Below are 22,133 nucleotides of genomic sequence, written 5' to 3' on the forward strand. Positions count from 1 at the left end.
CCAGCGTGTCAGCGCCGCAGCACGACCGGAAGCGATTTAAGGCTGGCCATGATGTCGTTGTGCGTCACCGCGGGCTGCTCGTCGCCCGAGTAGGTGGTGCGTGGGAACCGGCTCGTGAGGTGCCGCAGCACGGTTTCGGTCTCCAGGCGGGCGAGCGCCGATCCCAGGCAGAAGTGCGGGCCGTGCCCGAACGTCACATGGCCGGTCGTCTCGCGGTCGAGGCGGTACTCGTCGGCTTTCTCGTGTGCCCGCGGGCATCGTCCGGCGGCGCCGAGGTTGATCAGCAGCAGCGTGTTCTCCGGAACGGTCGTGCCGCCGATCTCGACCGGCTCGGTGGTGATGCGGTGCGTGGCGCTGCGGACCGGCGAGTTGTGGCGCAGCGTCTCCTCGACGAGGCGCGGCACCAGGTCGGGATCTTCGGCGGCCTTGTGCCACAGATCGTTGTCCAACGCGTCGTGCACGACGTTCGCGATGAGGCTCGCTGACGTCTCGTGTCCCGCAACGACGAGGAGGAACGCCATCGCCATCAGTTCGTCGTGGCTCAGGTGGTCGCCATCGTCGCCGGCGGCCGTGGCCAACGTGCCGAACAGCGATCGGGGGTCCAGGGCGTTGCTCGTGAGCAGCGCGTGGAAGTAGCCGCCCAGCTCGTCGCTCGCCGGCTGCGACACCTCGGGTTCCATCGACATCATCGTCTCGATCAACTTGCGGACGTGCGCGCGATCTTGTGCCGGCAGCCCGAGGACCTCGCCGATGACGTGCATCGGCATCGGCACGGCCAGTTCGGCGACGAGGTCGATCTCTTCGTTCTCGGGGAGCCGGGCGATCAGTTCCGCGCTGATCTCCTCGATGCGCGGAGCGAGCCGCTGCACCGCCTTGCCGTTGAACGCCTTCACCGCGAGCGCCCTGAGCCGGGCGTGCTGCGGGTTGTCGCTGTTGAGCATGCTCGGCCCGAAGAGCCCGGCGAGGTCCGTCTGCGTGCTTCCCCGTTCGGCGAGCTGACGCTTGATCTCACGTTGCAGAGCCGCGCTGTCCTTGGAGAGCCGCTGGTCGGTCAGCAGCTGACGAGCGAGCTCCAACCCGACCGTGACCACCTGCATCTCGACGCCGTTGGGCAACGTCACGGCATGCAGGGGCCCCTCTTCCCTTGCGTCGTCCTCGATCCGGTGGTGGTCACGTGCGCGCAAATCGCCGCCGGTCAACAAGTTCGACATGGCCGGTCTTCGCCTCCGTTTGGATTCGACTAAGACCGTTCTACCGTGATCGCCGTCTATTGGAACGAGTCCAACGCGCTGATCGTCTCCACAGAGGGCAACCTCGGCGGCTCCGAGGCGATGGCCTTGCGCCCCAGCACCCACTCCGGCAGGTGATGTCGGAGCGCGGCCCGCCCCTGAGCCGTGATGTCGACCGGCGCCGCCATCCCGTGGTCCATGGCGCGTTCAGGCGTGACCCACGTGATCCAGTCCCGCAGCCGCAGAACCTCGAGGTCGTCCGAGTCCCACTGCTTGGCGGGCCGGTGCTCCAGGTACCAGCGCGTGGCTCCGCGATGCACGCCTCCCTGCTCCACCAGGGCGAGCAGCTTGACCTGCTCCTGCGAGACGGTGGTGCTGACGGGTTTCGCGGCCTTGCCCTTGCGCTTCACAGGCAGTCGTCGTCCTTCGGAGGTGGCAGGCCCAAACGTCCCGACAAACTCGAACAAGGTACGTCACCGCACAGGTTCGTTCCAGAGGTCACGTGCAATAGAAGGGCTCAGCCATGTAGCACACAGCCGCGTTGGTGCTACTGGTCGTGCGGAACGGTTTCCCGTTGTTGCCGACGGTCTGCACTCCGCTCTTGCCGCCGGCCGACCAGTCGAGCTCGATCACCCAAGTGCAGTCGCACGAAGCCGTGCCGGCGACGACGGTGAAGACCTCCGGCTGGGTCGAGGAAACGCTGTAGGGGAGCCGGATCGGATCGGCCCGCAGTCCCTGGGCGGTCAGCTCGGCCGCGGTGTCCGGGGCGAGGTCGTCCGGAAAGCTGACCGGCTGCTCGCTGTCCAGATCGACTTCCACGTAATGCGCGTTCACGGGCTCGCCGCACTGACCGCTGAGCAACGTTCCCTTCAGCGGCGGCTTCCTCTCCAGCACCTTGACCCGGATACCGGTGATCACGACGTTGCTGGTCGCCTCGTGCCCCTGCGCGGTGACGGTGAACGTCGCCTTGCTCGCCTGCGCGCCATCCCTGCTGTGCTCCCACGTGGCGTACTGGTTCGGCCGGATCGACGGATCCGAGACCGGCGCGAGCTCCGTCGGCGACTTCGGTGACACCCAGGACATCTGACACGCGTCCGTGACGGACTTGACGGCGACAGCCAGCGGTTCGGACGGCTTGGAAGGCGAGCTGCGGACGAACACCACGGCCACGGCGGCCGCCACCACGAGCAGGCAGACGATGATCACGACCGCCCACCGCGGCCCGAGGTTGAACATGAAGTTGTTGCCGCGGAAGAACCCGATGTTGCCGTGGCTGCTGCCGAGCTGGAAGACCTCCCCGGCGTCGCCCTCGACGGTGTTGGTGGTTCTGGAAGGTGGCTCCTGCTCACGTCTCTTGTGCACGAAACGACCTCCTGCACCGCAGCGGGGTTCTACGCCCTTGCTGCTTCGACCGAGATCGTTCCGGCGTTACGGGATTCCACCTGAGAAGAGATGCTTGCGGTGGCGCGACAGAGATCAGCAACAAGACAGCGAAGAACACCCCGGGAGCATCGGACCATGACATCTCCGCACACGGTGGCGATACGGCAGACCGACGAACGCGACACCGCGGCGCTGGCGACCTTGCGGCGAGCGTGGTCAGAAGAACAGGCAGGACATCCGCTCGAGGACGATCTCTTCGAGGAAGACTTCGCTCAGTGGTACGCCATGGAAGCGCCGCGCCGGGCGACGTTCGTGGCCGAGCTCGCCGGCAAAGCCGTCGGCATGATGAACCTCGCCCTGTTCGAACGAATGCCCAAACCAGGACGGCCATCCAGCCGATGGGCATACCTGGGCAACGCGTTCGTGCTCGCCGCTCACCGCAACCGCGGCATCGGAACCACCCTGCTCAACGCAGGCATCGCGCACGCCCGCGACCGGCGCTGCGCCCGGATCGTCCTGTCGCCCAGCGAACGCTCGGTGCCCTTCTACCAACGAGCCGGCTTCGGCCCAGCCACCATGCTCCTCGCGCACGTCCTGGACAGTTGACCGAGTCCGACGTTGCCATGTCACGTGCTGGACGAGACCGAAGGGCGGATGGCAGCCCGCATCACCCTGACTGATGTCAACGGCGCCTCTGACGCCCTCAGTGGCGCCGTGCTGGCTGGTGGGCGCGACAGGGATCGAACCTGCGACCGCTCGGGTGTAAACCGAGTGCTCTTCCGCTGAGCTACACGCCCCGGCCCGGCGCCGCGAAGCGCTGGGGTACAGCTACATCATGCCTTGAGGGAGGCTACGGCCTTCTTCCAGGCGTCCTGATCGCGGGCCTCACCCGGCGCGTTCACCTCGGCGAAGCGGACGACGCCGGCGGTGTCGATCAGGAACGTGCCCCGCAGCGCCATGCCGACTGCCTCGTTGAACACGCCGTAGGACTGCGCGACGGCTCCGTGCGGCCAGAAGTCGGACAGCAGCGGGAACTGGTAGCCCTCCTGGTTCGCCCACGCCTTCAGTGCGAACGGGGAGTCCACGGACACGCCCAGCACCTGGACGTTCTCGTCCTCGTAGGTCGCCAGTTCGTCGCGCAGCTGACAGAGCTCGCCCTGGCAGGTGCCGCTGAACGCGAACGGGTAGAAGACCAGGAGCACGTTCTTCTCGCCACGGAACGACGACAACGTCACACGCTGCTTGTTGTAGTCGTTGAGCGTGAAGTCCGGGGCTTCCGAACCGACCTCGACCGCCATGAAAACAGACCCCTCCGGTCCAACCAGAACTGACCACGGGCCGGTAGCGCACCCGTGGTTCAACCCTATGTCAGCCCGATGAGGGTCAGCGCTTGGCCTTGGCCGACTTCGGCCACACCAGGCGGATGCCCGCCCAGTCGTCGGCGACGCTGATGTTGGAGGTCTGGGACAGGCCAGCGGTGGGGACCGCTTCGGCGACGTCGCTCGGCTCCACGTGGCCGGGGCGGCCGGTCTTCGGGGTGAGAACCCAGATCACGCCGTCCTCGGCGAGCACGCCGGTGGCCTCGAGAAGGGCGTCAACCAGGTCGCCGTCGTCCTCCCGCCACCAGAGCAGCACGACGCTCACGGTCTCGTCGGCCTCCTCGTCGAGGAGATCTCCCCCGATCCGCTCCTCGACTGAGGCACGCAAGGCGTCGTCGACGTCCTCGTCCCAGCCGAGTTCCTGGACGACCATGCCCGATTCGATCCCGAGCTTCTCGGCGACGCCGATCTTGCCGGCGTCTTCCGCGGCGACCACGGTTTTCACTCCTCCAACTACGCAAGAGCGACAGCCCTAAGACTGCCGCCAGAGTCCGTTACTCGGGCTAGCGAACACTGTCAGCTACCTCCGGCGCAACTGTTGACCACGTGACACGCCGTAACAGGTACCCCTGTGGAGTTCCCTAGACTGGCATGAGGCACGCTCTACATACCTCTTATCGCGCGCGCGTGAGCGACACGATCCAGAACTACCGACCGGTAGCGATGACGAAGTCGCCACGCAAGGACAACGATAGGAGCGCGTGGCACGGTTTCCGGGCCATCGCGTGTACCGCCAACGAAGCCGAGGAGACACCTTGAGCCCGCAGAACACAGGCCCCGAGCGGGTACGTGTCATTCGCGACGGTCTCGCAGCCCACCTGCCGGACATCGACCCCGAAGAGACGTCCGAGTGGCTGGAGTCGTTCGACGAGGTGCTCAAGGGCGGCGGGCAACAGCGGGCTCGCTACCTGATGCTTCGCCTGCTGGAGCGCGCGGGCCAGAACCAGGTCGGCATCCCCTCGCTGACCAGCACGGACTACGTCAACACCATCCCCACCGAGCGGGAGCCGTGGTTCCCCGGTGACGAGGAGGTGGAGCGTCGTTACCGTGCGTGGATCCGCTGGAACGCCGCGATGACGGTGCACCGCGCGCAGCGGCCCGGCGTGGGTGTCGGTGGACACATTTCGACCTACGCCTCCAGCGCGTCGCTCTACGAGGTCGGCTTCAACCACTTCTTCCGCGGCAAGAACCACCCCGGCGGCGGCGACCAGATCTTCATCCAGGGCCACGCCTCCCCCGGCGTGTACGCTCGCGCCTTCCTCGAGGGCCGGCTGAGCGAGCACCAGCTCGACGGCTTCCGCCAGGAGTACTCGCACGCCGGACCGGGCGGCGGTCTGCCGTCGTACCCGCACCCGCGCCTCATGCCGGACTTCTGGGAGTTCCCCACGGTCTCCATGGGCATCGGCCCGATGAACGCGATCTACCAGGCGCGGTTCAACCGCTACCTGCGCGACCGCGGGTTCAAGGACACGTCCGACCAGCACGTGTGGGCGTTCCTCGGCGACGGCGAGATGGACGAGCCCGAGTCGCGCGGCCTGCTCCAGCTCGCCGCGAACGAGCAGCTGGACAACCTGACGTTCGTGGTCAACTGCAACCTGCAGCGCCTCGACGGCCCGGTGCGCGGCAACGGCAAGATCATCCAGGAGTTGGAGTCGTTCTTCCGCGGCGCCGGCTGGAACGTCATCAAGGTCGTCTGGGGCCGCGAGTGGGACGCGCTGCTGCACGCGGACCGTGACGGTGCTCTCGTCAACCTGATGAACAACACGCCCGACGGCGATTACCAGACGTACAAGGCGAACGACGGCGCGTACATCAAGGAGCACTTCTTCGGCCGCGACCCGCGGACGAAGGCGCTCGTCGACCCGATGACCGACGACGAGGTGTGGAACCTCAAGCGCGGCGGTCACGACTACCGCAAGGTCTACGCGGCATACAAGGCGGCGACCGAGACCGTCGGCCAGCCGACCGTCATCCTCGCGAAGACCATCAAGGGCTACTCGCTCGGCAAGCACTTCGCGGCGCGCAACGCGACGCACCAGATGAAGAAGATGACCCTGGACGACCTCAAGGGCTTCCGGGACAGCCTGCGCATCCCGATCTCCGACGAGGTGCTCGAGAAGGACCCGTACCTGCCGCCGTACTACCACCCCGGGCAGGACAACCCCGAGATCCAGTACATGCTGGAGCGCCGCCGTCAGCTGGGCGGTTTCCTGCCGGAGCGCCGCACGAAGTCCAAGGCGCTGGTGCTGCCGGGCGACAAGGTCTACGAGGGCATCAAGCGCGGCTCGGGCAAGCAGGAGGTCGCCACGACGATGGCGTTCGTCCGGCTCGTCCGCGACCTCGCGAAGGACCCTGAGATCGGCCCGCGCATCGTGCCGATCATCCCGGACGAGGCACGAACGTTCGGCATGGACTCCATGTTCCCGACGCAGAAGATCTACAACCCGAACGGCCAGGCGTACACCTCGGTGGACGCCGGCCTGATGCTCGCCTACAAGGAGTCCGAGCAGGGCCAGATCCTGCACGAGGGCATCAACGAGGCGGGTTCCACGGCGTCGTTCACGGCGGTCGGCACGTCCTACGCCACGCAGGGCGAGCCGATGATCCCGATCTACATCTTCTACTCGATGTTCGGTTTCCAGCGCACGGGCGACGGCCTGTGGGCGGCGGCGGACCAGATGGCGCGCGGCTTCGTGCTGGGTGCCACCGCGGGCCGCACCACGCTGACAGGTGAGGGCCTGCAGCACGCCGACGGCCACTCGCTGCTGCTCGCGCACACGAACCCGGCCGTGGTGTCGTACGACCCGGCGTGGTCCTTCGAGGTGGCGCACATCGTCAAGGACGGTCTGCGGAGGATGTACGGCGAGAACGCCGAGAACATCTTCTACTACATGACGGTCTACAACGAGCCGTACGTGCAGCCGGCCGAGCCGGAGGGCCTGGACGTGGAAGGCCTCCTGCGGGGCCTCTACAAGTACCAGGACGGCCCGCAGACCGGTGGCCCGCGTGCCCAGATCCTCGGGTCGGGCGTGGGCCTCCCGTGGGCTCTCAAGGCGCAGAAGCTGCTCGCCGAGGAGTGGGGCGTGTCCGCGGACGTGTGGTCCGCCACGTCGTACTCGGAGCTGCGCCGCGACGCCGTCGAGACGGACCGCCACAACCTGCTGCACGTGGACGCCGAGCCGCGCGTGCCGTACGTGACGCAGGTGCTCAAGGACGTGCAGGGCCCGGTGATCGCCGTGTCCGACTGGGCGTCGGCGATCCCGGACCTGATCCGCCCGTACGTCCCGACCGACATGACGACCCTGGGCACGGACGGCTTCGGCTTCTCCGACACCCGCCCGGCCGCCCGCCGCCACTTCCTGGTGGACGCGGAGTCCGTCGTCGTCGCCACGCTGGCCGCACTGGCCAGGCGCGGCGAGGTCGAGCAGGCCAAGGTCGTCGAGGCGGCCCGCAAGTACCGCATCAACGACGTGCAGGCCGCTGGGCCTTCCACGGGCGACGCGGGCCTCGCGTAGTCACTCGCTGAACCGAAGGGCCGCTCCGCACGCGCGGAGCGGCCCTTTTCACGCCCTGAGGGCGTACTCGGTGAACTGACCGGCGATGGTGAACCCGAGACGCCGGTAGACGGCCTCACCGTCCTCAGAGGCCTGTAGGACGGCAATGCGGCACCCCTCGGCGCGTGCGGTGCGCAACGCGGCCAACGTGATCGCGCCGCCGTAGCCGCGTCGGCGTTCTCCGGCGAGCGTCGCGATGTTGTAGATCCCGGCGACGCCCGCGTGCGGGAACACCTCCGCCGTGCACACCGCCCTGCCGTCCACGTACCCGACGAGGTAGCGCGCCTGACCGGCCAATGCGTGCGACGCGGCCTCGGCGTAGAAGCGGCGGACCGTCGCGGCGGGAGGGTCCCAGTTCGCGGCGAGGATCGTGGCGTAGCCGGCGAGCTCCGCCTCGGTGCTCACCTGGCGGATCTCCAGCCCCTCGGCGGATGGCTCGGGCAGCGCGGCGTCAGCGAGGTCGATCCACATCGCGGCCTCGGTCTCCGCCGCCCGCACACCAACCTGGACCAGCACCGCACCGAGGTCTGACGGGGTCGACGCCGGGCCGACCCACCACGAGTGCGGACGCCCCGTCGCCCGCACCGCGCTCACGGTCTCGACGACACGGGCGGTCACATCGTCCGGGGTGAACCGGGCCGCCGCGACGATGTTGAACGTGTCGTCGTCCAGGCCGCTGTCCGCGATCAGCAGATCGTCCGTCTCGGCCACGGTCGCGCCCGCGAGACTCCTGTGGAGGTGGCACGCGTGCTCGGCGAGGTTCTGCTCCATGCTCGTGAGCAGGGCCGTGGTGACCTGACGCAACGGCTCGTCGGCAGGCTCGACGTAGTCGTACTCGTCAACGTCGAGAGAGGCACGCACCGACGCGAGGAAGGCGAGGGACTCGGTGGAGATCCACCAGCCGAGGCCGGTCCCGACGGCGCTGTCGCCGTCACGGCAGTAGCGCACGACGACCAGGCTGGCTGATATATCGGATATCGCCGTGAGTGCGACGAGTTCGTCGTGGACGGGACGCAGCCGGTCGACGACGTGCTCGATCTGCTCGTCGAGCCGCTTTGCACCGCGGTCGACGATCTTCCAGGCGTGCGCCCGCGGAATGTCGTACTCCGGCCGCTTGCTCCCTCGAACAAGCACCTCGTCCGGCTCCAGCCCTAGGCGCCGGGCGATCTCAGCGGCGGACACGGTGTCGCTCTCGAGGGCGAAGTAGGCGTACTGCTCGACACGCACAACGCCCATCGGACCACGTCGCCAAGATCGCCCGCGACCGATATGTCGGGCCGGCTGATATATCGGTTATGCAAAAGACGTTTGCGGACGTCCGCAAACGTCTTTTGCATAACCGATATATCAGTTGGCCTAGCACTGGGCGACGGGCTGTGCACTGAGGAGCGGGCCGTCGGCTCGGGCGTCCAGCACCAGCGGGACCAGGGCGCGGGCCTCCTGCTTCAGCGGCACGATCCGGTCGCCGCCTCGCAGGTACTGGGACTTGATGCCGTGCAGGGCCAGTTCGTCCTGCACGTCGCGGTACTGGGCACCGGTCAGCACGTACCCGCACGGCGGGGTGGTCACCACGTCCGAGGGATCCGGGGCCTGGTTGTCGGCGCCGCCGAAGTAGATCGGGCCGGTGCGGACCGCGCGCGACGCCGCGTTGGCCGTCTCGATGCCGGACCGGTTCGCGCGGACGAACGACTGGGTGCCGTCCACCGCGAGAAGGTGGGACTGGACGCGGTAGGCCGGGGTGTTGTCGACGTTGGTCTCGACCAGCAGGCCCATGCCGTGCTTGAGGCCGCCGGTGTTGCGCAGTATGCGTTCCTGGCCGTCGCCCGCCACCTGGCGCACGGGCTCGCCGGTCACCGGGTCGACGTAGATGCCGTAGACGCCGGACGTGCGACCGGCCGCTTCCACCGAGGGCCGGACATACGAGCGGGACAGCGACTCGGACAGGTCATGCACCCCAGGAGCGACGTTGAGATTGCGCGGCCACAGCCAGAGGACGTCCTTCACGTAGTAGGGCTCGGAGGGGCCGAACTCGTGCAGGTCGTGGATGACGTCGGGCTGCCAGTCGCGGATCACGGCGGCCATGGCGCGGGCCTCGGCGGAGCGCAGCAGCAGGTGGTCGCGGTTGATGTCGACGCCGAAGGAGTTGCCGCGAGTGTTGGCCACGCGGCCGTCCGGGTTGGCGTTCGGGACGAACAGGTAGGTCACGTCGGACGAGCGCGGCAGCGAGCGCATGCGGATCAGGCACGCCTCGCGGCCGGCGGGTTCGTCGCCGTGCTGGGAGCAGATGAAGAGAACCACCGTGCGCGCGGAGCGGGAGCCGACGCGCACGAGCTGGACGGGGCGGCCCTGGGCGGTGACGCCGATCTCCGAGACGGGGAGGCCGGTGGCGCGCAGGTAGGCCTGTTCCTCGGCCTCGGTGGTCCACTTGCCGGTGAGCTCGAATCCGGTGCGCGGCTCAGGTGCGGCGACGGCCGGAACGGCTACCAGCGACGAGACAGCGGTCAGTACAGCGATCAACAGTCCCCTCATAGAGGAGACTTTGCCGCCTGTGTCAACCGGCGGGCGGTGCGGTTCCAGTCGATGAAACCGTGGATCACCAGGCCCGCGAAGATCACGTAGACGAACGCGCTGAAGTACAGGCCCGACTGGATCTGCAACGGCACGCCGACGGCGTCGACCACCAGCCACACCAGCCAGAACTCCACCAGCCCCAGGCCCTGCAACGCGAAGGCCAGGATCGTGCCGATGAAGATCGCGGCGTCCGGCCAGGGTGCCCACGAGGCGTCCAAGGCGTCCAGCACCAGCGCGAACGCGACCGTGCCGATGACGAACGCGGCGGCCACGGCGGCCCGTTCACGCCAGGAACCCTTGCGCACCACCACACCGAAGACCGGGTCACGGCGACGCACCCACGCGTACCAGCCGTAGACGGCGATCGCGCCGACGGCGACCTGCCGGGTCGCCAGGCCGCCCAGGTGCGCCGACATGTAGACGGTGAACAGCAATGCGACCGAGACCAGCTGCACGGGCCAGGTCAACAGTGAACGGCGCTGCGCGAGGAACACCACCGCGAGCGCCAGCACCTGCCCGACCAGCTCCGTGTAAGCGATCTTCTGGCCGAAGAGCGTCAATCCCACGTCGTACCACACGGCTTGTTCCCCCGCGGTTCAGTCGCAGTACACCGGTGTTTCCTACGGTCCCACCATGTCATCTTCCTTAGCACTGGCGCTCGTCCCTTTGTTCCTCACCGCCCCTGCGACGCCCGTCATCACACCGACGGTCATCACGCAGACGTTCGAGGAGCCTGCCGACGCGGACGACCCCGCCATCTGGGTGAACCCGCGCAACACCGAACGCAGTGTGGTCCTGGGCACACTCAAGGAAGGCGGCTTGGCGGCGTTCGACCTGAACGGCCGCACGATCGGCGTCTACCCGGCGCCGCTGCCGCCCACGCCGGACGCGAAGCCCGGCCGCTTCAACAACGTCGACGTCCTGGGCGACCTGGCGTTCGTCAGCGACCGCGGCCGCGACCGCATCCGGGTGTTCCAAGTGGACGAACGCGGCGCGAAGGACGTCACGAACCCCGCCACCAGGCCGGTGTTCAGCAAGACCGAGCAGGAGGTCGACGAGCAGCACACCGTCTACGGTCTGGCCGCCGGTCACGTCAACGGCAAGGACGTCGTCGTCACCAGCCGGCGCAGCGAGACCAGCATCGCGCTCCTCCAGGTCGTGAAGGGATCCAGGTACGACACCAGGAAGGTGTCCACTCTGGACCTTCCGAGCACCTTCACCCTGCCCGACGGCAAGAAGTGGACCGTGTGCGGCGAGCCCGGCGAGGGCCCGCAGATCGAGGGCATGGTGATCGACGAACGCACGAACACCCTGTACGCCGCGCAGGAGGACGTCGGCATCTGGCGCATCCCGTTGCGTTCCAACGGGTTCGGCAAGCCGCAGCTCGTCGACAAGGTCCGCACGTGGGGCGCGCCGCAGAGGTACAACCCGGAGACCGAGGAGTGCGAGGCCGACGGCCCGAACCCCGGCTTCGGCGGCAAGTGGCTCGAGGCCGACGCCGAGGGCCTCACGATCGCGAACGACGTGCTGCTCGCGTCCAGCCAGGGCGACTCGCGGTTCGTGGCCTACCGCAAGGCGGACATGAAGCCGCTCAAGGACTTCAAGATCCAGGACGTCGAGCACTCCGACGGCGCCGACATCGTCCTGGGCAAGCTCAACCTGCTCGTCGTCCACGACGGCGAACGTCCGAACGGCACCGGTTTCGCGTTCATCAGGTTCTAGTCTGTCCCGATGGGGACGACGCTCAGCCAGCACCAGCTCAACCGGGCACTGATCGAACGCCAGATGCTGCGCGAGCGCGCCGACCAGAGCGCGCTCGCCACCATCGAGCACCTCTTCGGCATCCAGGCGCAGGAACCGAAGTCGCCCTACGTCGGCCTCTGGACGCGACTGAACGACTTCCAGCCGAGCGAGCTCGAAGACCTCCTGACCCACCGCGAAGCCGTCCGCATGCTCCTGATGCGCGGCACGATCCACCTCGTCAGCGCACGGGACGCGCTCGGTCTGCGGCCCCACACCCAGCTCCGGCTCGACCGCGAACTGCAGAGCGGCCCGTTCGCCGGCCGTCTGAAGGGCCTCGACTTCGACGAGATCGCCGAAGCGGGCCGCAAGATCCTCGACGAGACTCCGCAGGGCACCGCCGACGCCGGCAAGCAGCTCAAGCAACGCTGGCCCGACCGCGAACACACCGTTCTCGGCAACGCGCTGCGCAACAAGCTCGCCCTCGTCCAACTCCCGCCGCGCGGCCTGTGGCACAGCAGCGGCAGGGCCGTCTGCACGACCGTCGAGAACTGGCTGGGCCGGCCTCAGAGCGCCATGGACAAGGAAGAGCTCGTCCTGCGCTACCTCAGGGCCTTCGGCCCGGCCACCGTCATGGACGCCCAGCAGTGGTCCGGTCTCACCAGGCTCGCCGAGACGTTCGCGGCACTGCGCCCGCGGCTCGTGACGTTCCGGAGCGAGTCGGGCAAGGAGCTCTTCGACCTCCCCGACGCCCCACGCCCCGACCCGGAGACCCCGGTCCCCGTCCGGCTTCTGCCCGAGTTCGACAACATCCTGCTCGCGCACGCCGACCGCAGGAGGGTCATCGCCGACGACCGGCTCGGCGTCGTCATCGGCGGCAAGCCCACCGTCCTCGTCGACGGCTACGTCGCCGCCACCTGGGCCGTCTCCAAGGACAGGACCATCACCGTCGACTACATCGACGAGCTGGACCGCAACAGGCAGAAGGCGGTCGCCGAGGAGTGCGACCGCCTTCAGGACTGGATCAAGAACAACTAGGCGGCGACCTCGACGTGCGCGCCGTCACCGACGACCAGCCGGTGCTGGCGCGCCGAACCGACGCGGGCCCGGCGGCCGATCAGTGACGTCTCGATGCCCGAGACGTTGTGCACGGACGCCTCGTTCAGCACGATCGAGTCGGCCACCCCGGACTCGACGATCCGGCAGTCCGCGCCGATCGACGTGTACGGCCCGATGATCGACTCCTCGACCAGCGTCCCGGCGCCGATGATCACGGGCCCGACGATGCACGACCGCACCACGCGCGCACCCTCCTCGACCACGACGTCACCGATCAGCCGGGACTCGTCGTCGACGATGCCTTGGATGTCGGTCCGCAGGCCCATCAGCAGCTCGCGGTTGCACTCCAGCACGTCCTCGACCTTGCCGGTGTCCTTCCAGAACCCCGAGTACATCCGCGCCCGCACGTCACGTTCGTGCGTCACCAGCCACTGCAGCGCGTCGGTGATCTCGAACTGGCCGCGCCACGACGGCTCGATCGCGTCGACGGCGGCGTGGATCGCGGGGGTGAAGAAGTAGACGCCGATCATCGCGAGGTCGCTGCGCGGCTCCTGGGGGTGCTCGATCAGCCGCGTCACGCGCGAGTTCTCGTCCACCTCCGCGACGCCGTACAGGCGCGGGTCCTCCACCTTGTCCACGAGCACCTGCGCGGACGGCCGCAGGCGGGCGAACTCGTCGGCGATCTGGCCGATGCCCTCGACGAGCACGTTGTCGCCCACGTACATCACGAAGTCGTCGTCACCGAGGAACGGCCGGGCGATCCGCACGCAGTGTGCGAGACCCAGCGCCACGTCCTGCTGGATGTAGGTGATCGAGACACCCAGGTACGCGCCATCACCGAACAGCTCGGAGATCTCCTGCGCGCCGTCACCCACGACGATGCCGATGTCGGTGATCCCGACGTCCCGCAGGTTCTCCACGACGTACTCGAGCACCGGCTTGTTCGCGATGGGGACGATCTGCCGTGGCAGCGAGTATCCGGCCGGGCGTACGCCCGCGGACAGCACAAGGGCTTTCATAGGTCCTCCACCGCGACGGAACAGTTCGGGTGGATACGAGGCTGCGGCCGGGCACTGGACCGAAACTGGAGAACTGTCAGAACACCAGAAAGGGGCCCTACGCAAGATGTTTGCGCAGGGCCCCTTCCAGGAGGTGAGAACTACCTCTCAGACATCGGAGTGCCCGACGGAGGCGTCTGCATGTCACCCATGCGGCCGCCGACGTTCGCCGGCATCTCCTGCGACGCACGCGGCATCGGCGACTGGGCCTGCGCCTCGTCCTGCACGCGGGTCAGCCAGCCCTCCCAGCGCTGCTGCATCGGGCGGACCAGGCCGCCACCCACACCGATGACGATCACGCCGGCGACGGTGGCGAGCACGGCGATCAGGACCGGCATGGTCACCGAGATCGCGATGCCCAGCTGGTTGAGCGCCGCGATGATGCCGAGCGCCATCACGAAGCCGTAGGTGATGTTGCCCATGAGCTTCGTGTACGTGCGCTGGCCCAGCGCACCGGAGACGAGACCCTTGAGCGCCGTGCCGATGGCCGATGCGACGATCACGAGCACCAGCGCCACGACGATGCGCGGCAGGTACGCGATGACCTCGTTGAGCAGCGTGCTGACCGGGTTCGAGGCGCCGAAGACGCCGAACGCCAGCTGGAGCGCGATGAGCAGCACGAAGTAGTACACGATCTTGGCGATCAGGCCGGACGCGTCCATCGACGACTGCCGCATGGCGCCGGTGAGGCCCGACTTCTCGACGAGCTTCTCGAAGCCGACGCGCTTGAGCAGGAACTGGACGCCCTTGGCGAGCGCCTTCGCGATGAACCAGCCGATGACCAGAACGAGCAGGAAGCCGAGCAGCTTCGGCACGAACGTGGCGATCATCGCCCACGCCTGGCCCAGGCCCTCGGTGATTTGCGAGCCCACGGGCCCTCCTAGAACAAAGTTGCGGTGAGTGAAGATCAGACGAGGTGATCGTTTCGTGGATCACACCGCTCCACAACTTCGACACCGCTACACGAAAGGGTGGCTGACGTGGATTTTTGTCGCAATACAGTCCAGAGTGGAACCACCGGTGGGGACCGGGGAGAGGGAAGCGCCCGCCACGCTCCGTGGCGGGCGCTTCCACATTTCTACGGTCGTGCGGAGAGCCCTCGGCCGTCGAGGTAGGCCTGGATCCCCTCGGGTGACAACGCCGGCGCCGCGCCGCCCTGACCGTCCTTCGGCACGTCCGGCCGCGGGTCACCGGTGCACTCGGAACTGCTGCCCGGCAGCGCCCCGTCGATCAGGTACCGGTTGACCTTGTCGTCGACGCACTTGTTGCCCCCGTTGTAGAGGCCGTGCTTGCCCTCGTCGGTGACGGTGATCAGGTTGTGCCCGAGCCGCTGGGCCATCGCCGGGCCGCTCGCGTACTGGGTCTGCGTGTCGCCCTCGGACTGCACGACGACGCCGATCGGGTAGCCGTTGCGGCCGATCCTGACCGCCGGCTCCGGCGGCGTGAACGAGCGGAACGTGCAGGTCATCGGCGCGGCCCTGACGATGCCGAAGCCGTACGGGTAGCGCTCGCGGAACATGCGCATGTCCTCGTAGTAGACGTGCAGGTCGGTCGGCCAGTCCGACTCGCAGGTGACCGTGTCGAACACGCCCGACCGCAGCTCCTCCAGCCCGGTCTTGGCGAGCACCTGACCGGCCTTGGCGCCCTCGGCGTTGTCCGGCTTCTCCCCCGACCGGAGCTTGGTCACGATCGCCGCCAGGTCCGACCACAGTGGACGGTAGCGGGCACCGACACCCGTTGCGCCGTCGAAGGAAGAGCGGTTGTGCTCACCGATCGGCGTCGCGTGCAGCTTCGCGGCGACCTTCTCGACCTCGGCCAGCACCTCGTCGCGTGACTTGCCCAGCCCGAACTTCTCGTTGCGCTCCCCCACCCACGCCGCCCACGCCTCGACGTCCATCCGGTACGCCACGGCCTGCTGGCGGAACTGCTCGTGCCAGATCCACTCCGGGTGCACGGCCGAGTCGAGCACGCTGCGGTCGAGCCGGTTCGGGAACAACGTCCCGTACACCGCGCCCAGGTACGTGCCGTAGGAGTAACCCAAGTAGTTGATCTTCTGCTCGCCCAGCACGGCGCGCACGACGTCCATGTCCCGCGCGGTGTTCGCGGTGCTGATGAACTGCCGGATCCCGCCGCCCGACTTCTGGCAGGCCTCCTCGGCCTCGCGCGCCTCGGCGGCCCACTTGCCGAACTCGCCGTCCGCGGGCCGGGACTCCGGCTCGGCGATCGCGGGCGCGGTGCGGCAGTTCAGCGCCGTCGAACCACCGACGCCGCGCGGGTCGATGCCGATCACGTCGTAGACCTGCGAGAGTTCGGACTTCGCCAGGAACAACGGCAGGCCGAGGCCGGAACCGCCAGGTCCACCCGGATTGGTGAACAGCACGCCGCGCCTGCGGTCGGCCGCCACCGCCTTCTTGCGGCTGATCGTCAGGTTGATCCTGTCGCCGCCGGGTTTGGCGTAGTCGAGCGGCGCGACGAGCGTGGCGCATTCCAGTTCAGCGAGCTTTCCGCTGCACGGCGCCCACTTCACCGGTTGGGCGTGGAACTCGGCGAGAGGGTCGGGAGGATCGGCCGCGGCGGTCACGCCCGTCGTCAGCAACGCCACCACGCTCAGGGCAAGGGCCGGGAACCTACGCAAGACGAACCTCCGCGCCGCACTGAAAGATCTCTGCCGCCCGACGGTATGGCCGCGCAAACAGCCACATGGGTTGTGTCACCCATCCCGGTGATGTCCCCTCCTGAGCCCTAAGCTGCGGGTATGACCAGCAGCAAGGCGAAGGAGGAGCACCCGCCCACGCTCTCCGCCCGCACGATGCGCAAGATCGAACGCGCGTCGGGTTCGCTCGCCACCGCCAGCGTGGCCGAGATGGAACGGCGGCTGTCGTGGTTCGCGCGAATGCCCGCGGACCAGCGCGCGAGCGTGCTGCTGCTGATCCAGAACGGCGTGGCCGGGTTCGTCGAGTGGCTGCACGACCGGCAGCAGGCGATCCGGCTCACCGCGGACGCGTTCCGCAGCGCCCCCAAGGACATCTCCCGCTGGGTCAGCCTGCGCCAGACCGTGGAACTGGTCCGGATAGCGCTGGAACTGTTCGAGGAGCAGATGCCGCAGATGGCGGCGGACGAGGCGGAGCGCGCGCTGCTGATGGAAGGCGTGCTGCGGTACGGGCGGGAGATCGCCTTCTCGGCCGCCACCTCGTACGCGACCGCCGCCGAGGCGCGCGGCGCCTGGGACGCACGGCTGGAAGCGCTGGTCGTGGACGGCATCGTGCGTGGCGACCCCGAGGAGTCGCTGCTGTCCCGCGCCGCCGCGCTCGGCTGGGACCCGGCGATCGAGGCGACGGTGCTGGTCGGCAACCCCGGCGGCGAGGACCCTCCGACGATCATCTACTCGGTGCGCAGCAAGGCCGCCCGCGCGGGCAGGCCGGTGCTGCTGTCCGTGCAGGGCTCCCGGCTCGTCGTCGTGCTCGGTGGCCCGACCGAGACAGGCGACGACGTGCTGGGCCGCATCTCCGAGGGCTTCGGCGAGGGCCCCGTGGTCGCCGGACCCACCGTGACCAACCTTTCTGAGGCTCATCGCAGCGCCAGCGACGCGCTGAGCGGCCTGCGCGCGGTCGTCGGCTGGCCCGCCGCGCCCCGGCCCGTTCGGTCGCTGGACCTGCTGCCGGAACGGGCGCTGGCCGGTGATCCGGAGGCCGAGTGGCAGCTCGTCGACAGGGTCGCGCGGCCGCTGGAGGACGCCGGCGGGGCGCTGCTGGAGACCGTGGACGCCTTCCTGGAGGTCGGGGGCGTGCTGGAGACGTGCGCGAAAAGACTGTTCGTGCACCCGAACACGGTCAGATATCGCCTTCGGCGCGTTCAGGAAATGACGGGAAGAAATGCACATGACGCTCGAGACGCGCTTGTGCTTCGCGTCGCTTTGTCTGTAGGACGCCTTGCTCGCGCCCGGGGCCTGTGGTAGCCGAACGGGCTGTGACGGACTTCGCACACATCCGTTAGGGTGAGGGCCAAACGACCCCCCACCGCGCTGAGCTGGGCTTACGTCGCGGAGCGTTCACCTGGCAGACACTTTTGTAGGGTCTCTACAAATACGATCGCAGTACTTCGTTCTTTACAGCATGGGGTACCGGTGGGTTCACCAGCTTTAGTAATCGACGTGATCGCACTCCTCGCGCCCGGACAAGGGTCCCAGACGCCCGGCATGCTCACCCCCTGGCTCGAACTGGAGGGGGCCGAGAAGCAGGTCCGGGCGTGGTCGGAGATCACGGGCCTCGACCTCGTGCGTCTCGGCACCACCGCGGAGGCTGACGAGATCGTCGACACCGCGATCACCCAGCCGCTCGTCGTGGCTCTCGCGCTGCTCGCGTTCGGTGAGCTGCGCCGCCGCGTCGAACTGCCCTCCGCCGTGATCGTCGGCGGCCACTCGGTCGGCGAGCTCGCCGCCGCGTCGGTCGCGGGCGTCATCAGCGCCGACGACGCCGTCGCGCTGGCCGCCGTGCGCGGTGCCGCGATGGCCGAGGCCTGCGCCCAGGAGCCGACCGGCATGGCCGCGGTGCTCGGTGGCGACGAGCCGGAGGTGCTCGCGCGCCTCGAGGAGCTCGGTCTCGTGCCCGCCAACCGCAACGGCGCCGGCCAGATCGTCGCCGCCGGTCCGCGTGCCGCACTCGACGAGCTCGCGGAGAACCCTCCGGGCACGGCGAAGGTCCGCAAGCTGGCCGTCGCGGGCGCGTTCCACACCAAGTACATGGCGCCGGCCGAAGACGCCGTGCGCGCGCGTGCCGCCGAAGTCACCACGCACGACCCGTTGCTGCCGCTGCTGTCCAACAAGGACGGTCAGGTCGTCACCGAGGGCACCGAGGTCCTGCGCCGCCTGGTCTCCCAGGTCACGAGCCCGGTCCGCTGGGACGTCTGCCAGGCCACCCTCGTCGAGAAGGGCATCGCCGGCTCGATCGAGCTGCCGCCCGCCGGCGCGCTCACGGGTCTCGCCAAGCGTGCGATGAAGGGCACCGCCACCCTCGCCCTGAAGACCCCAGACCAGTTCGAGAAGGTCGCGGAGCTCTTCGACACCGTTGGAGCCGATAAGTGACGACCTTCCAGGCCCCGCACGCGGCTGCGGGTAGCCGCATCATCGGTCTCGGCAGCTACCAGCCCGAGACGGTGGTGAGCAACCACGACCTCGCCCAGCGCATGGACACCTCGGACGAGTGGGTCCGCGAGCGCGTCGGCATCGTCAACCGGCACGTGGCGGCCAAGGACGAGGGCGTCGTGGACATGTCCGTCGCGGCGGGCACCAAGGCGATCGCGGACGCGGGCCTCACCGCGGCCGACATCGGTGGCGTGATCGTGGCGACGTGCACCATGCCGTCGACCATCCCGAACGCCGCCGCGCAGGTCGCCACCCGGCTGGGCATCAAGGCCGCGGCCGCGTTCGACCTGAACGCCGCGTGCGCGGGCTTCTGCTACGCCGTCGCGACCGCCGCGGACATCGTTCGCGGCGGCGCGGTGAAGAACTTCCTCGTCATCGGCGCGGAGAAGCTCACCGACTGGACCCACCCCGACGACCGCTCGACCGCGATCATCTTCGCGGACGGCGCGGGTGCCGTCGTCGTCGGTGCCAGCGACGAGAACCACATCGGCCCCGTCGCCTGGGGCTCGGACGGCTCGATGTCCGAGGTCATCAGGATCGACGACCGCGACTCGTTCATCCACCAGGAAGGCCAGACGGTCTTCCGGTGGGCGACGACCCAGATCGCACCGGTAGCGCTCCGTGCCGCCGAACTCGCGGGTGTCGAACTGTCCGAAGTGGACGTGTTCGCCCCGCACCAGGCCAACCTCAGGATCATCGAGGCCATCGCCAAGCGCCTGCGCAACAATGGTGCGCGCGAGGACCTGAAGGTCGCTCGAGACATCGTCGAATCCGGCAACACCTCCTCGGCCTCGATCCCCATGGCGCTGGACCACATGAGGTCGGCGGGCGAGATCTCCTCCGGAGACGTGGTGCTGATGGTCGGGTTCGGCGCTGGCCTGTCCTACGCGGGCCAGGTGATCCGGTGCCCGTGAGCACCACCCCGAGTTTTTCCATCGTTTCAATCGAAAGGGAACTTCAGTGAGCGACAACGTCCTGTCCGGTCTTGCCGAGATCGTCGAAGAGGTCGCCGGCGTTGCCGCCGACGACGTCACCGCTGAGAAGTCCTTCGTGGACGACCTCGACATCGACTCGCTGTCGATGGTCGAGATCGCCGTCCAGGCTGAGGACAAGTTCGGCGTGAAGATCCCGGACGACGAGCTGGCCAACCTCAAGACCGTTGGTGACGCGGTGAACTACATCACCAGCAACAAGTGAGTTCGGGCATCGAGGTCGTCATCACCGGGCTGGGTGCCACCACCCCGCTCGGTGGTGATGTCACGTCCACCTGGGACGCGCTTCTGGCAGGCAAGAGCGGGGTCGGCCCCATGACCCACGAGTGGGTCGCGAAGTACGACCTGCCTGTCAAGATCGCGTCCGAGCTCGTGGTGGACCCGACCGAGGTGCTCCCCCGAGTGGAAGCTCGACGCCTGGACCGCTCCGAGCAGGTCGCCATCGTGGCGTCCCGCCAGGCGTGGTCCGACGCGGGACACAACGACGACACCGTCGACAAACAGCGCCTCGCCGTGATCATCGGCACGGGCATCGGCGGCGCGATCACCCTGCTGACCCAGGACGACCTCCTGGAGCAGCACGGCCTGCGCAAGGTGTCGCCGCTGACCGTCCCCATGCTCATGCCGAACGGACCGGCCGCGCACGTGGGCCTGGAACTGAAGGCACAGGCGGGCGTGCACGCCCCGGTCTCCGCCTGCGCGTCAGGCGCGGAGGCCATCGCGTGGGCCTACCGCATGATCATGTCCGGCGAAGCCGACGTGGTCGTGGCAGGCGGCGCGGAAGCGTGCATCACGGCGATCCCGGTCGCGGGCTTCTCGCAGGCCCGCACCATGAGCACCCGCAACGACGAGCCGGAGAAGGCCTCGCGACCGTTCGACACGGCCCGCGACGGCTTCGTCCTCGGCGAGGGCGCGGGCGTCATGGTCCTGGAACGCCGCGAGTTCGCAGAGGCCCGCGGAGCCAAGATCTACGGCCGTCTCGCCGGTATCGGCACGTCGGCCGACGGCTACCACATCACCGCCCCGGACCCCGAGGGCGTCGGCCAGTCGCGCGCCATCGCCGCAGCCCTGCGCTCCGGCGGCATCGACCCGTCCGACGTCGGCCACGTGAACTGCCACGCCACGTCCACCCCGGTGGGCGACGTCGCGGAGACCGTGGCGATCCGCAAGGCGATCGGCGACCACCCGGTCCTGACCGCCCCGAAGGGCTCCCTGGGCCACCTGCTGGGAGCAGCAGGCGCGGTCGAGGCCATCATCACCGTCCTCTCGATCCGCGACGGCATCGTTCCCCAGACGCTCAACCTGGAGAACCTCGACCCGGCCGTCACGCTGGACGTGGTGGCGGGCGAACCCCGCAAGATCAAGCTGGACGCCGCGGTGAACGACTCGTTCGGGTTCGGCGGCCACAACGTGGCCCTGGCCTTCACCCCGGCCTAAGCACCACCGTTCCACCGCACGCCCCGGTCCGCCCAGCGGCCCGGGGCGTTGCGCTTTCCCGGCCAGGGATTCGGCACGCTCGCGCAGGGGTCCCCTTGGATTCAGCGTCCCCGCGACCCAACGTAGCGAGCGGGTCTGACAGTCCCGCGAGGACGAGAGCGAGAGCCGGAGCGAGCGTGGGGCAACGCGGGAGCAGGGGGAGCAGAGCGGGGAGTGATGCGAGGCGCGGAGCGGGCGAGGCGAGGGTGGGACCGAGCTGGCAGCCCGCACGCCCACCCGATCGCAGATCGCACGCGATGCCGAAGGCGAGCCGTCCTTACCGCGCGGTCAGGGTGGGGTGGTCCCGTCACGAGTCGCACCTCAGCACTTGCTGCATCTGAGGAGGAGGGGCAAGTCGACACGCTTTTCGTCGACTTGCCCCTCCTCCTCAGATGTGGCCCGCTCGGGTGCGACTCGTGACGGGACCACCCCACCAACGCACCCCAGCTACGCAACGCGCCTCCGCCCAACGCAACAGGCGTGCCATCAACCTGCGCGTGGCGTGGGCCGGTCTTTGATCAGATTGTGGGGGTCTGGGGGCGGAGTCCCCAG

The 22,133-nt window shown here is 68.5% G+C and carries 19 protein-coding genes, 1 tRNA gene and 2 pseudogenes; 9 read left to right on the forward strand and 13 right to left on the reverse strand.

Features of this window, described 5'->3' with window-relative positions:
* Positions 1-8 precede the first annotated feature (8 nt).
* The 3 genes from BM417_RS27020 to BM417_RS27030 all read right to left on the reverse strand — a co-directional run bounded on the left by BM417_RS27020 (position 9) and on the right by BM417_RS27030 (position 2,591).
* Complete coding sequence (locus BM417_RS27020; RefSeq protein WP_093600184.1) at positions 9-1,211, reverse strand: cytochrome P450; 1,203 nt, start codon at positions 1,209-1,211, stop codon at positions 9-11.
* Between the two features lie 56 nt (positions 1,212-1,267).
* Entirely contained in the window at positions 1,268-1,639 is a 372-nt protein-coding gene (locus tag BM417_RS27025) for a hypothetical protein (RefSeq protein WP_093600187.1), read from the reverse strand.
* An 88-nt stretch (positions 1,640-1,727) separates the two neighbouring features.
* Positions 1,728-2,591: a hypothetical protein gene (locus BM417_RS27030; protein ID WP_093600190.1), complete on the reverse strand. Its 864-nt coding sequence runs from the start codon at positions 2,589-2,591 to the stop codon at positions 1,728-1,730.
* A gap of 156 nt (positions 2,592-2,747) precedes the next feature.
* On the opposite strand from BM417_RS27030, the gene BM417_RS27035 reads away from it, so the two are divergent.
* Positions 2,748-3,218, forward strand: a complete 471-nt coding sequence (locus BM417_RS27035) for a GNAT family N-acetyltransferase (protein WP_093600193.1) — start codon at positions 2,748-2,750, stop codon at positions 3,216-3,218.
* Positions 3,219-3,334: 116 nt separating this feature from the next.
* Here the strand turns inward: BM417_RS27035 and BM417_RS27040 are convergent.
* From BM417_RS27040 to BM417_RS27050, 3 genes are all read right to left on the reverse strand, one after another.
* Positions 3,335-3,409 (reverse strand) — tRNA-Val (locus BM417_RS27040).
* Positions 3,410-3,445: 36 nt separating this feature from the next.
* Positions 3,446-3,910: a peroxiredoxin gene (locus tag BM417_RS27045; protein WP_093600196.1), complete on the reverse strand. Its 465-nt coding sequence runs from the start codon at positions 3,908-3,910 to the stop codon at positions 3,446-3,448.
* 85 nt (positions 3,911-3,995) lie between these two features.
* Positions 3,996-4,427 (reverse strand): DUF3052 domain-containing protein, encoded by a 432-nt coding sequence (locus BM417_RS27050; protein WP_093600199.1) that lies wholly within the window; start codon positions 4,425-4,427, stop codon positions 3,996-3,998.
* Between the two features lie 319 nt (positions 4,428-4,746).
* Here BM417_RS27050 and aceE point away from each other — a divergent pair, with 319 nt between their 5' ends.
* A complete protein-coding gene (aceE, locus tag BM417_RS27055) occupies positions 4,747-7,506 on the forward strand; it encodes a pyruvate dehydrogenase (acetyl-transferring), homodimeric type (protein WP_093600202.1) in 2,760 nt (919 codons plus the stop codon).
* Positions 7,507-7,554: 48 nt separating this feature from the next.
* On the opposite strand, the gene BM417_RS49325 is transcribed toward aceE, so the two are convergent.
* The 3 genes from BM417_RS49325 to pnuC form a co-directional block, all read right to left on the reverse strand.
* Positions 7,555-8,781 (reverse strand): GNAT family N-acetyltransferase, encoded by a 1,227-nt coding sequence (locus BM417_RS49325; RefSeq protein ID WP_245822188.1) that lies wholly within the window; start codon positions 8,779-8,781, stop codon positions 7,555-7,557.
* 120 nt (positions 8,782-8,901) lie between these two features.
* A complete protein-coding gene (locus tag BM417_RS27070) occupies positions 8,902-10,074 on the reverse strand; it encodes a M14 family zinc carboxypeptidase (protein WP_093600205.1) in 1,173 nt (390 codons plus the stop codon).
* Entirely contained in the window at positions 10,071-10,694 is a 624-nt protein-coding gene (gene pnuC / locus BM417_RS27075) for a nicotinamide riboside transporter PnuC (RefSeq protein ID WP_093600208.1), read from the reverse strand. The genes BM417_RS27070 and pnuC overlap by 4 nt, the downstream gene beginning before the upstream one ends.
* 55 nt (positions 10,695-10,749) lie before the next feature.
* On the opposite strand from pnuC, the gene BM417_RS27080 reads away from it, so the two are divergent.
* On the forward strand, positions 10,750-11,838 hold the full coding sequence (locus BM417_RS27080) for a phytase (RefSeq protein WP_093600211.1): 1,089 nt from the start codon (positions 10,750-10,752) through the stop codon (positions 11,836-11,838).
* 9 nt (positions 11,839-11,847) lie between these two features.
* Complete coding sequence (locus BM417_RS27085) at positions 11,848-12,894, forward strand: winged helix DNA-binding domain-containing protein (RefSeq protein ID WP_093600213.1); 1,047 nt, start codon at positions 11,848-11,850, stop codon at positions 12,892-12,894.
* Here the strand turns inward: BM417_RS27085 and BM417_RS27090 are convergent.
* The 3 genes from BM417_RS27090 to BM417_RS27100 all read right to left on the reverse strand — a co-directional run bounded on the left by BM417_RS27090 (position 12,891) and on the right by BM417_RS27100 (position 16,608).
* Complete coding sequence (locus BM417_RS27090) at positions 12,891-13,934, reverse strand: glucose-1-phosphate thymidylyltransferase (protein ID WP_093600216.1); 1,044 nt, start codon at positions 13,932-13,934, stop codon at positions 12,891-12,893. The genes BM417_RS27085 and BM417_RS27090 overlap by 4 nt on opposite strands.
* A gap of 140 nt (positions 13,935-14,074) precedes the next feature.
* A complete protein-coding gene (locus BM417_RS27095; RefSeq protein WP_093600219.1) occupies positions 14,075-14,845 on the reverse strand; it encodes a mechanosensitive ion channel family protein in 771 nt (256 codons plus the stop codon).
* 206 nt (positions 14,846-15,051) lie between these two features.
* The gene (locus BM417_RS27100; protein WP_245822189.1) at positions 15,052-16,608 is read right to left on the reverse strand and encodes an alpha/beta hydrolase; all 1,557 of its coding nucleotides are present in this window, start codon (positions 16,606-16,608) and stop codon (positions 15,052-15,054) included.
* A gap of 504 nt (positions 16,609-17,112) precedes the next feature.
* Here BM417_RS27100 and BM417_RS50325 point away from each other — a divergent pair.
* A pseudogene (locus BM417_RS50325) lies at positions 17,113-17,880 on the forward strand (PucR family transcriptional regulator); the annotation flags it as partial.
* Here the strand turns inward: BM417_RS50325 and BM417_RS50330 are convergent.
* Positions 17,855-17,959: pseudogene (locus BM417_RS50330) on the reverse strand (hypothetical protein); the annotation flags it as partial. The pseudogenes BM417_RS50325 and BM417_RS50330 overlap by 26 nt on opposite strands.
* A gap of 164 nt (positions 17,960-18,123) precedes the next feature.
* On the opposite strand from BM417_RS50330, the gene BM417_RS27110 reads away from it, so the two are divergent.
* The 4 genes from BM417_RS27110 to fabF are packed head-to-tail and all read left to right on the forward strand — an operon-like array spanning position 18,124 to position 21,542.
* A complete protein-coding gene (locus BM417_RS27110; RefSeq protein WP_093600228.1) occupies positions 18,124-19,053 on the forward strand; it encodes an ACP S-malonyltransferase in 930 nt (309 codons plus the stop codon).
* The gene (locus tag BM417_RS27115) at positions 19,050-20,027 is read left to right on the forward strand and encodes a beta-ketoacyl-ACP synthase III (RefSeq protein ID WP_093600231.1); all 978 of its coding nucleotides are present in this window, start codon (positions 19,050-19,052) and stop codon (positions 20,025-20,027) included. Before BM417_RS27110 ends, BM417_RS27115 begins: the two co-directional genes overlap by 4 nt.
* Before the next feature lie 46 nt (positions 20,028-20,073).
* Positions 20,074-20,310: an acyl carrier protein gene (locus BM417_RS27120; RefSeq protein WP_030465146.1), complete on the forward strand. Its 237-nt coding sequence runs from the start codon at positions 20,074-20,076 to the stop codon at positions 20,308-20,310.
* On the forward strand, positions 20,307-21,542 hold the full coding sequence (fabF, locus tag BM417_RS27125; protein WP_093600234.1) for a beta-ketoacyl-ACP synthase II: 1,236 nt from the start codon (positions 20,307-20,309) through the stop codon (positions 21,540-21,542). Before BM417_RS27120 ends, fabF begins: the two co-directional genes overlap by 4 nt.
* The last annotated feature ends 591 nt before the right edge of the window (positions 21,543-22,133 follow it).

It is taken from the genome of Lentzea waywayandensis (assembly GCF_900115955.1).
GTDB classification, from domain to species: domain Bacteria; phylum Actinomycetota; class Actinomycetes; order Mycobacteriales; family Pseudonocardiaceae; genus Lentzea; species Lentzea waywayandensis.

Excerpts from the sequence above, each read along its gene's own strand:
- BM417_RS49325 (WP_245822188.1), bottom strand. The coding sequence starts at position 8,781 with ATGGGCGTTGTGCGTGTCGAGCAGTACGCCTACTTCGCCCTCGAGAGC.
- BM417_RS27035 (WP_093600193.1), top strand. The coding sequence starts at position 2,748 with ATGACATCTCCGCACACGGTGGCGATACGGCAGACCGACGAACGCGAC.
- BM417_RS27020 (WP_093600184.1), bottom strand. The coding sequence starts at position 1,211 with ATGTCGAACTTGTTGACCGGCGGCGATTTGCGCGCACGTGACCACCAC.
- BM417_RS27085 (WP_093600213.1), top strand. The coding sequence starts at position 11,848 with ATGGGGACGACGCTCAGCCAGCACCAGCTCAACCGGGCACTGATCGAA.
- BM417_RS27090 (WP_093600216.1), bottom strand. The coding sequence starts at position 13,934 with ATGAAAGCCCTTGTGCTGTCCGCGGGCGTACGCCCGGCCGGATACTCG.
- BM417_RS27080 (WP_093600211.1), top strand. The coding sequence starts at position 10,750 with ATGTCATCTTCCTTAGCACTGGCGCTCGTCCCTTTGTTCCTCACCGCC.
- BM417_RS27070 (WP_093600205.1), bottom strand. The coding sequence starts at position 10,074 with ATGAGGGGACTGTTGATCGCTGTACTGACCGCTGTCTCGTCGCTGGTA.
- BM417_RS27045 (WP_093600196.1), bottom strand. The coding sequence starts at position 3,910 with ATGGCGGTCGAGGTCGGTTCGGAAGCCCCGGACTTCACGCTCAACGAC.